This window comes from Paenibacillus sp. ICGEB2008 (assembly GCF_000307675.1).
GTDB lineage: Bacteria > Bacillota > Bacilli > Paenibacillales > Paenibacillaceae > Paenibacillus > Paenibacillus polymyxa.
In genome coordinates this window covers 1-11206 of record NZ_AMQU01000025.1, presented here as the reverse complement: position 1 = coordinate 11206, position 11206 = coordinate 1, and the positions used below count along the sequence as shown (strand labels likewise).

The window sequence follows — 11206 nt, the reverse complement described above, 5'->3', positions numbered from 1 at the left end:
CTCGGTAATGCCGTACATATTGATCAGCTTCGTCTCCGGGTACTTCGTCTTGAAGCCCTTGAGCAGCAGCGGACTCAGCGCTTCGCCCCCGAAGATGACGTTGCGAATCCGCAAATCGTACGGATGGTCCGTCAAGACCTCGCGCAGCAGCTGGTAGAAGTACGTTGGCGTCTGGTTCAAAATGGTAACCTGTTCGCGGCCCAGCAGCGCCAGGAAATCGGCCGGATTTTTCGCCGTGAACGGCGGTACGATGACCAGCTTGCCTCCGTACAGCAGCGCTCCGTACATTTCCCAAACGGAGAAATCGAAGCAGAACGAGTGGAACAGCGTCCACGTGTCGGACGGCCCGAAATCGAACAGGTTCTTGTCATTGAACAGGAGGCGCACGACGTTCTTATGCTCGATCAGCGTTCCTTTTGGTCTGCCGGTCGTTCCCGACGTGTAGATGACATAAGCCAGGTTGAGCGGCCCGGAAATCGGCTCCAGGTTCGAAGCGTCCAGCGCACCTTCGGAGTCCGCCCCTCTGTCGCCCCAAACGAAATCGTCCAATTCGAGGCGCGTTCCTACGAAGTCGGTCTTCTCGTGCAGATGCTTTTGAATCAGCAATAACGGCGCACCCGAATCCTCGATCATGAAGCGAATGCGCTCCTCCGGGTAGTCGGGATCGACAGGCACGTATGCTCCGCCTGCTTTGAGAATCGCCAGAATGCCGACGACCATATCGAGCGAGCGTTCGGCCAGAATCGCTACCAGCTGGTCCGCTTCTACTCCCGTCTCCCGCAGCTTCCGCGCAAGGCGGTTGGATCGCTCGTTCAGCTCGCGGTAGGTCAGCTGCCGCTCGTTCATGACGGCGGCCACGTTGTCCGGGTAAAGCTCCGCCTGCTCTTCGAACAAGCCGTGAATCGTCTGCTGCCGCGGGTAGTCCGCCTCTGAATCGTTGAAACCGCGCATCAGCTCGCGGATTTCCTCCTCCGTGAGCATTTCCAGCGAGGCAATATCCCCGTCCGGCGCTGCTGCGATGGTTTCGAGCAGCTTGTCATAATGTCTGGCGAACCGCTCCGCGGTCTCCTGTTTATACAAAGCCGTAGCGTACTCCAACCGACATTCGAGCTGACCGTCCATCTCCGAAATGTCCAAGAGCAGCTCGAACTTGGATGTTCGGTTTTCCAGCGGATAAAACGATTGCTCCAGCCCCTCGATGACAATTTGCTCGTTCTCCGTATTTTGTAGGGAGAAGAACGTGTCAAAGAGCGGATTCCGGCCGGTCGCGCGCGGAATGTGAAGACTTTCTACCAAGTCTTCGAACAAATAATTTTGGTGTTCGAAAGCCCCGAGCGTGATATCCTTGATTTCTTCCAGGTACGAAAGGTACGGCTTGGAACGCTCCGGACGGCTGCGAATGGCCAGCGTGTTGATAAACATCCCTACGATCGGCTGCACTTCTTCCTGCGTTCTTCCGGCAATCGGCGTTCCTACGATCAGATCCTCCTGACCCGAATATTTATGCATAAGGATGGTGTAAGCCGACAGCAGCACCATGTACAGGGTCGTCCCTGTCCGTGCCGCTAGTTCTTTCAGCTTCTCCGTCCGATCTTTCTCGATATAAAACTTCACGGTTCGGCCGTCAAAGCTTTGCACCGCAGGCCGCGGGAAGTCCGTCGGTAGCTCCAAGACCGGCAGCTCGCCCGACAGCTGTTCCAGCCAATACTCCTTCTGCGGCTGGAGCATCTGCCCGTAAGCTTCGGAATGCTGCCAAACGGCATAATCTTTGTATTGAATGCGCAGCGGGGCCAGCTCCTCGCCCCGATACAGGCGGCTGAACTCGTCGAAGAGCAGCGCTGTCGAAATACCGTCCGAGACGATATGGTGCATATCGAACAGCAGAATGTGGCGATCCTCGGCGACTTCGATCAAGCCGATGCGGAGAAGTGGTGGCTTAGTCAGATCAAACGGGTGATAGTAAGCTTCCACCACTTGCTCCACTTCCCGCTCGCTCGCTTGGAAATAATCTACAGCAAAATCCAACTCGTCATAGATGCGCTGGACAAGCTCGCCTTGAACCTGCTCGATCCCGGTACGCAGCGTCTCATGGCGCTGAATCAGCGCCCGGAACGCGTGCTCGACGCGCGTGCGGTCCAGCTTGCCTTCGAGAAGAAGCGCCGCCGACATATTGTAGCTGCGCTCGGCCCCGTCAAGCTGGCGCAGGACGTACAGACGCTTTTGCTCGGATGAAACCGGATAGCACTCGGCCTCAGCCGCCTTTGTAATCTCATACGTCTCCTGCTGCCTTAAACCGCCGATTCTTTGGGCCAGCTGTTCGATCGTGGTGTAGCGGAAAACTTCCCGCAGCGGAACCTCGACTTGCAGCTCTTTCCTAATCTTGGAAACCAGCGTGGAGGCCCGCAAGGAATGACCACCCAAGTCAAAGAAATCGTCTTGGACTCCAACTCGCGCAATACCCAGTACCTGCTGCCAAATGAGAGCAAGTCTTGTTTCCAGCGTTGTACGAGGAGCCACATACTCACGGCCTGCTTCTATCTCTCCCGTCGGTTCAGGCAGCGCTTTGCGGTCAATTTTGCCGTTCGGCGTGAGCGGAAGCTTATCAAGAGACACCAGCCGGGCCGGGACCATATGAGCCGGCAGCTCTTGCTTCAATTGGGACAGCAGATCGCTCAGCTGCAAAGAAGCATCCGCCGCCACGTAACCGCACAAATACTTTTGCCCCTGCTCATCCGTACGGTCGGTCACCACAGCCTGCTTGACGCCCGGGAAACGCAGCAGGGCCGTTTCAATTTCGCCGAGTTCGATCCGGAACCCGCGAATTTTCACCTGATAGTCGATCCGGCCGATGAAGTCGACGTTGCCGTCTTCTAGCCAGCGGGCCAAATCGCCTGTCCGGTACAGACGTTCGCCCGGCACAAACGGGCTGTCCGCAAACTTCTCGGCGGTTAGGTCCGGACGGTTCCAGTACCCGCGCGCCACCCCGGCGCCGCCGATGACAAGCTCGCCCGGAACCCCTACAGGAACCGGCTTTAACGCTGCATCGACAATGTAAAACCGGGCGTTCAGCCAAGCTTTGCCGATCGGCACATGACCCGACGGCGGCAACTTATCCAGCGGCTCACCGTAAAAGCTGCTGTCAATGGCCGCTTCGGTAACGCCATAGCTGTTGATGATGCGGAATTGTCCGCCGAATCTTTCCTGCAGCAATCGGTAATCGGTGACACTGCAAGCATCCGAGCTGGTAATCAGCAACTGCATGGAGCTAACGTCCAGCCCTTCTTCATAAATATGCTGCATGAACGGCAGGATGAGCGCAGGCGTCGATTCGAATACCGTAATGTTTTGGTCCCGAATCCAGCCGTATAAGAGGTTCGGATCAATCCGGTCATCCTTCGGCACAATCACCATCGTGCCTCCGTTATACAGCGTCCGTGCGATGTCTCCGACAAACACGTCAAACGAGAAGCTGGCCAGCTGCAGCAGCCGCACCGGAAACTGATCCAACCGGTACTCGCGACGGTACGCATCGGCCGTATTCACGAGACTACCGTGCTCGATCATGACGCCTTTCGGGCGTCCCGTCGTACCCGAGGTGTAAATCACATAAGCCAAGTCTTGCGGGGCGCTGTTGGCAGATTCAAATTCCACGGCTAAGGCATCCCCGTTATAAATCTGTTCATCGTCCATGGCATAGACAGCCTGAAGCTTCAGCCGGTCATCGGCCAACCAACCTCCGGCCCGCTCCAACAGATGACGCTGCGTAAGCAGCACCGATGCATCGCTATCGCTGAGCATGTACTCAATCCGCTCCGCCGGATAATCGGGGTCCAGCGGTACATAGGCTCCGCCGGCTTTCCAAACGGCGAGCACCCCGACCAGCAGTTCCACCGAACGCTCCGCCCAGATCCCCGTAATCGTCTCCCTTCCCACGCCCTGTTCGCGAAGGAGAGAAGCCAGCCGCTCGGCGCGTTCGTTCAATTCGCTGTAGGTCAGCTGTTTGTCCATGTAGACGACTGCCGGATGATCCGGAATTTCCCGGGCAAACTTTTCAACATACCGATGAAACGCTTCCCCCTCGCTCAGCCCTGCCACCGGCGGGTTAAAAACGTTGAGAATGCGGTGTTTCTCATCATCGCTCAGCAGAGAAATCTCGCGTACCGGCAGTTCGGGAGTCTGAAGAAACTGGTCCAGAACGGTTACGTACTGTTCCATAATCCGATCAATCTCGGCCTTCTCGAACAGGCCGGTACGATAGGAAGCATGGAGAATTACATGGCCTTCATTCAGCATATGGTCGAAGCGCAGCAGCAAATCGTCCATCTCGTGCCTAGCGAAGTGAGCCTCTAAGCGTACCTTGATTTCCTCGTACTCCACGATTTTCAAAGGCAGATATTCCAGAGACGTGCGGAACAGCCCCGAAAGATCGTTGCGGCCGTGTTGTTCGCGTAAATCCTGGATCAATTGGTTATAAGGGTATTTCTGATACCGCAGATCCGCCGTATTTTCCTTGGAAACCGTTTGGATCAAGGAAAGTACGTGCCCGTCTGGATTCAGACAAATCCGCGTAGCCACGGTGCTGACGAACATGCCGATCGTTTCTTTTTCCTTCTTGCTGGTACGATTGGCGAAAACCGTGCCGACCGGAACATCGGTGCTGTCGGTCAGTTTGTACAATAAGGCGTACATGGCGGACAAAAATAACGTATATAAGCTGACCTGATATTGTTCGCTGAAGGCCAGAATGCGTTCATACCGGGAACCGTCCAAAGTGATGGACAGTTTATTGGATTCGCTGCCGATCGAGAATGGCGGATACGATTTAATGCCGGTCGTTTCAGGCAAAGTGTTGTACTTTGTCAGCCAGTATTCCTTGCCTTTTTGATAACGCTGCGATTGCTCATATTCACGCTCCGAGGAAATATAATCTAGATAGGAAGGGGGCTGGTAACTGCTGGAGATGCCTTTGCGCAGTTCCAGGTACTTTTCCATCACCGCATGCAGCAAAGCATTGACGGACAAGCCGTCGGCGATAATATGATTTACCGTCAAATTGAGCCATACTTGGCCGTTCGCAAAATGGATAATCGTAAATTGGTAGAGGTGTTCGTCGAACACGCTGGCCGGTTTTTCGCTTACTTCTTTCACCCAAGCATAGAATTGTTCGATTGTGCCTATTTCGAGGCGGCTTATCCTAGCTTGGACATTCTCCGGCTCTTCGAACCACTGCGTTGGATTTTGCAAATCCCCGCTAATGCGGATTCGGAAAACGTCATAGGTTTTGACGATCTCTGCCGCCGCTTGCTTCAGAAGCTGTGTGTTGATCTCGCCCGTAATCTGGTAGGTCGCGGAAAGCATCGTGATGGACGTTCCCGGATTCATAATTTCCATGAACCATATTCGGCGCTGGGCTTGCGTTAATCCATATTGCTCGTTGGTATCCTCTCTCACATCGACACACTCCCGGTTTAGAGATTCTTTATAGATAGGCTTTGTACCTAGATGTCACTTAGTCACTCTTAGAAGAACCGCGCAGGCCATTCCCGGAACGGCTCCTTCGGACTCTTCCTCCTTTTTCGTGTCTGCGTTTTCTGGTAACTACCGGTTATAAAGTCATACCTTGGATTGCTAAAAGACTCTGTCGCATTCGCGAGCAAGAAGCCGCCCGCCGTAAAGCGGGTCTAGCCGTACAGCCGGGCGTAATAACCTCCGAGCGCAATCAGGTCCTGATGGCAGCCCCGCTCGACGACCGTCCCTTGGTTCATGACGGTAATCAAATCCGCATGTTCCACGGTGCTGAGACGGTGGGCGATCAGGATGGTGGTGCGCCCTTTCATCAATACGTTCAGGGCCTGCTGTACCCAATGCTGGGATTCGTTATCCAGCGCGGAAGTCGCTTCGTCCAGCAGCAGAATCGGGGCGTTTTTGAGAATCGCCCGTGCGATCGCAATTCGCTGCCTTTGTCCGCCCGACAACGACGCTCCTCTCTCTCCCACCGGCGTTTTATACTGTTCAGGAAGTTCCTGAATGAAATGGTGAGCGTACGCCGCTTTGGCCGCTTCGATCACTTCTTCATCCGTTGCATCCAGGTTGCCGTAGCGGATGTTTTCCTCAATTGTGCCGGTAAACAAGAACGGCTCCTGCGGAACGTATGCAATCTGCCTGCGGATTTCGTCCAGCGTGTAATGGCCGAACGGTTTGCCTTGGAGCAGGATTTCTCCGCTGTCCACAGGATAAAAGCCGAGCAGCAGCTTGATCAGCGTACTTTTGCCACTGCCGCTGGCCCCCACGATAGCGGCGACCTGTCCGGGAAACACCTGCATGGAGATGTCGACAAGCACCTTTTTATCCGCCTGATAGGAAAATTCCACATCGCGAAACTCCACCGCAGCCTCCGACACGAGCTCGCTGTGAGGAGATCCCAAACGCTCCGGTTCCTCTTCCTCTTTTAGTACTTCTTGAATCCGGTGAGCGCCCGCGAGCGAATTTTGGGTCATCGACAGAACCGTCCCCAAGTTCAACAAGGCGTGCGTCAGATTCACTTGCAAAACCGCCAGGGCGGCGACGCTTCCCATTCCCATCAGTCCGTAGGCATAAAGAAGACTGCCGATGACGATGATGCCGCAGAACGTGACGTAGCTGATAAAATGATTCACCGCAGCCTGCATGCCGTTCTTCTGCGCGGTTTGCCGAAGCGTCTGCGTCATTTGTTCGTTCAACGCCTCGTACTGGCCGTAAATCGTGCGGATGCGGAACAGCTTCACAATTTGAATGCCGCCCATAAAATCTTTGAATTTTTCGGTCATTTTACCGAGCGTTTGCAAGCCTTGTTCGGACAAGGCGCGAATATCCCGCGCAAATTTCAGGCTGACCACGGAGGACAGCAGCAGAATGACGAAGGATACGCCGGCAAACCGCCAATCGATCAACACCATGGAGACAATGGAGCCGATGCAAAAGACAACTTGAAGCAGCAAAACAAAGTAAACCTGCGAGAATGTAAACTCAACGGTCGTTACGTCGTTGTTCACCCGCGACAGCAAGTCCCCATGGTGCGTCTGCTCCAGGAATCTCGGCCGCACCCGGCACAGCTTTTCATAAAGACGTTCGCGGATATTCAGCACAGTCAGCTCGACACTGCGCTGGTATAAGTAAATGAACCAGGGAGAAATCACATTTTCCAGGAACAAGGCCGCGCCCAAAATAATAAAGGCTTCCACTATCAGGGACGTATCTCGGGACACGGCGAAATCAACCAAGTTATGTACGACCAAGCTGAAGGCGATCAGGAACAATGTCTGGGTGAGCGCCGTCACTGCCAGGCCAATGGCGTACTGGGTTTTGCGCTTGCGGTTCATAAACATCAGCAAGTAGCTTAGTTCTTTCACTTGCGAGAGCCATCCGCCCTTTTTCATGTGTACGCCACCTCCCTGCGTTCGGCAAACTCGGTAAATTCCTGATAGTACGACTGGGCGTACAGTCCCTTCATCTTCAGCAATTGTTCATGAGTGCCCTTTTCAACAATACTCCCCTGTTCCATGACCCAAATTTCGTCGGCGTTTTGTACTGTAGAAAGCCGGTGGGCAATAATCATCGTCGTTCTCTGCTTCATCAATACGCCCAGCGCTTCCTGAACCGCGCTTTCCGACTCCGGATCAAGAGCCGACGTTGGCTCGTCCAGCAGCAGAACGGGAGCATCCTTCAGAAAAGCCCGGGCCATTGCAATGCGCTGGCGCTGCCCGCCGGACAAAAAGCCTCCGCGCTCTCCGACATACGTCTGGTAGCCGTCGGGAAGCTGCATAATGAAGGAATGCGCCTGAGCGGCTTTGGCGGCTTCAATAATCTCGTCCATCGACGCTACTTCCCGCCCGTAGCCGATATTTTCAGCGATCGTGCCGCTAAACAAATATGAATCCTGGGTTACCACGGAAAAATGCGACCGAAGCTGCTCCGGATCGGCGCCGTGGATCAGGCTGCCGAACACGCGGATCTCGCCCTGGTCCTCCGCAAGCGGATAAAAGCCGCATACAAGCTTAAATACCGTGCTCTTCCCTCCGCCGCTCGCTCCGACAAGCGCGATCGTCTTCCCTTCCGGCACCGAGAAGCTAACATTCCGCAGGATCGGGGAGCTCTCCTCATACCCGAAGGTTACGTTCTGAAACTCGATAGGGGCGGCGCTCGCTTTCGGAAGCGAACGACCATTTTCCATTTCGGTCGGCTGCTCGACGATTTCGGAGACCCTTCTCAGGGCACCGGTCATTTCGAACGTCCGCGTGATGAGCTCGGGAATATGCTCCAGCGGCTCCAGACACAGATTCAGCAAGTACAGGAAGGCGATCAGCTCTCCCGCGCCTAGCTGCCCTTTGTAGATCAAATAGCTTCCGTAACTGACGGCGAAAATGATCGGGCTGATCATCAACGTGGAAAGCAGTGGGTTGACCCAGGCTTCCCGCTTTTTCACGGCCAGCTTTTTTTGGGCCGTCAATTGCAGCAGCACTTGGTAGGAGCGAGATAACATGCCGGATAGCAGGTAGCTTTTTACAATAGGCATGCCCCCAAGCGTATCCTGGAGGTTGACGTTCATTCGGCCCATGTTCGCCTGGGCTTCCTCCGTCAACCGCTCCAACTGCTTGCCGATCCATTGGGAAACCAGCAGCGCTACGGGAAATAACAGCAGGCTGTACAGCATCAGCTCCCATTGGAGGTAGAGCAAATAAGCGAAACAGCCGATGAACAACAGCGGATGATAAAACCACTGGGCGAGGTCCCGAATCATAAACTGCTGGATGAGCTGCAGGTCGTTGTTGATCCGCGACAATACGTCGCCGGAGTGCTGCTTTTCTAAATAGGAGACCGGGAGTTTACCGATATGACGCATGACATGGTTGCGGATATCCTGCACCGCAGAGGCACTGCTTCGCTCCACGCCGAAGCTCATGAAAAACTTCGCCGGCACACCGATCAAGATGACCACAAAGACCGCATACACGATTTGCAGAACGATTGGCCCCGCCCCCTTCTCGGCCTGGGTGGTCAACTGCTCGATCAAACCTCCCGTCCATATCTCAATAACGGCGGCGGCAATCGCGGACAAGACACCGATGATCATCCAGCCTTTGTGACGGCTTACATAGGACATCAGCCAGCGGAACGCTTTCCAGGCGGCGTAAGCGGTTTGGCGCTTGAAAGGCGCCGCTGTGCCTTGTTCTTGAACAGACGGCTGTCGGTCAGCTTCCATGCAGTACCCCGGCCTCCGCTTCGATCTGCCGCTTGACTTGCTCTAAGATGTCCCGGATGACGCCGGCCGTTTCGTCCACGCGCGCGAGTTCCAGCAATTCCTCGTGCGCGCCCTCTAGCCGGTAATCGGCGTAAGCTTGCGTCGTTGCCCCCCGCCAGGAAGGCAATTGGTGCTCCAGACGGAACGCTTCGCTGTCCTTCGCAATCAGTTCGTAAATCCGGGCCGGGATCGTGCCGGAATTAATGAGCTGTGCTTCGTACGCCAAGGTCGCTTTGACCTTCCGATGAACCCGCTCCCGTACGAGCGGGTTGCTCATTAATTCCTTCTCTTCTTCGTCGAAATCGGCAAGCGTTTCTTCAAGCTCTTTCTCCGACGTTTCGGAAGGCGTCAGCGTGTGCTTAATCCACGAGTCCACCATAAGCACGTCTGTTACGGAATACCCTCTTTTCTCCATCGTTTTGGCTACCTCGAACGTCAGGTTTCCTCCGAAGCAGTAGCCGAGCAGCACGTAAGGTCCTTCCGGCTGGATGCGGACGATCTCGTCCACATAACGGTTCAGCATGGCCTCGTAATCGACGGCATCGTCGATAAAATCAATGCTGTAGAGCACGGACCGACCGTCGAGCCTGCTTGCGAGCTCTCGGTAACCGATGCCGAAGCCGCTGCCCGGAGGGAAGCAGAACACATTCAGATTTCCTACTTTATTTAGCTTAATGAAGGAGTCTCCCCCTTTATCCAGGCCCAGGTCCCCCTCTCCGAAAGCCATGGCTTCAACTGTTACATTGTGGAATTGGCGGTTCAGCGGTATCTCGATGCCCGTTTCATCGTAAACGGCTTGAACGAGCCTCATCAGACTTAACGAATTGCCACCCAACTCAAAAAAGTTATCCTTTACGCCGACCTGCGGAACGCCAAGCGTATCCTGCCAGACGCGGGCGATCTTCATTTCGAGCAGCGTTCTCGGCGCGACATATTCCGCTCCTCGGGCCGCGGCTTCCTCCGGCGCGGGCAGCGCTTTGCGGTCGATTTTCCCATTCGGCGTCAGCGGCATCCGTGAAAGCTGCACGAGGTGCGAAGGAATCATATACCCGGGAAGCTGCTTGGCGAGCTCCTCCTTGAGTTCATGCGCCGCCAGCCTCGTTTCCGCAACGTAGTAAGCGACAAGCTGCTTTTGGCCGTTCGCGTCGTCGCGGTCGAGCACCTTGGCTTCTTGCACGGCGGCGATCTTCAGCAACTGCGTCTCGATTTCGTCCAGCTCGATCCGGTACCCGCGGATTTTCACCTGATGATCGATCCGGCCCAGGTATTCGATGTTGCCGTCCGGCAGCCAAGCCGCCAAGTCGCCCGAGCGGTACAGTATCTCCCCCTCCGCAAACGGGGAATCGACGAACTTCTCCGCCGTCAGATCCGGACGGTTCAGGTATCCTCTCGCAAGGCCTTCCCCGGCCACGTACATTTCGCCCGCTACACCGATCGGCACAGGGCGGCGGCTTTCATCAAGGACGTACACCCTCAGCGTCGGGATCGGCTTGCCGATATTGCTCTTCGCCGCCTCCATTTCGACCCACGTGATTTCCTTATATGTAACGTGAACCGTCGTCTCGGTAATGCCGTACATATTAATCAGCTTCGTCTCCGGGTACTTCGTCTTGAAGCCCTTGAGCAGCAGCGGACTCAGCGCTTCGCCCCCGAAGATGACGTTGCGAATCCGCAGATCGTATGGATGGTCCGCCAAGACCTTACGCAGCAGCTGGTAGAAGTACGTTGGCGTCTGGTTCAAAATGGTAACCTGTTCGCGGCCCAGCAGCGCCAGGAAATCGGCCGGATTTTTCGCCGTGAGCGGCGGTACGATGACCAGCTTGCCTCCGTACAGCAGCGCTCCGTACATTTCCCAGACGGAGAAATCGAAGCAGAACGAGTGGAACAGCGTCCACGTGTCGGACGGCCCGAAGTCGAACAGGTTCTTGT

The 11206-nt window shown here is 55.2% G+C and carries 4 protein-coding genes; all 4 read right to left on the bottom strand.

The features are described from left to right. The coding region (locus tag C400_RS0120840; protein ID WP_017428092.1) for a non-ribosomal peptide synthetase at nt 1–5451 on the bottom strand (5451 nt) is incomplete at its 3' end. A gap of 230 nt (nt 5452–5681) precedes the next feature. After that, nucleotides 5682–7415, bottom strand: a complete 1734-nt coding sequence (locus C400_RS0120835) for an ABC transporter ATP-binding protein (protein WP_017428091.1) — start codon at nt 7413–7415, stop codon at nt 5682–5684. After that, complete coding sequence (locus C400_RS0120830) at nt 7412–9238, bottom strand: ABC transporter ATP-binding protein (protein WP_017428090.1); 1827 nt, start codon at nt 9236–9238, stop codon at nt 7412–7414. The genes C400_RS0120835 and C400_RS0120830 overlap by 4 nt, the downstream gene beginning before the upstream one ends. Next, nucleotides 9228–11206 (bottom strand): non-ribosomal peptide synthetase (locus tag C400_RS0120825; protein ID WP_017428089.1); only part of this gene is annotated, 1979 nt, incomplete at its 5' end. The genes C400_RS0120825 and C400_RS0120830, both read right to left, overlap by 11 nt.

Coding starts and splice junctions, on each gene's coding strand:
- C400_RS0120835 (WP_017428091.1), bottom strand. CDS start 7,415: ATGAAAAAGGGCGGATGGCTCTCGCAAGTGAAAGAACTAAGCTACTTG.
- C400_RS0120830 (WP_017428090.1), bottom strand. CDS start 9,238: ATGGAAGCTGACCGACAGCCGTCTGTTCAAGAACAAGGCACAGCGGCG.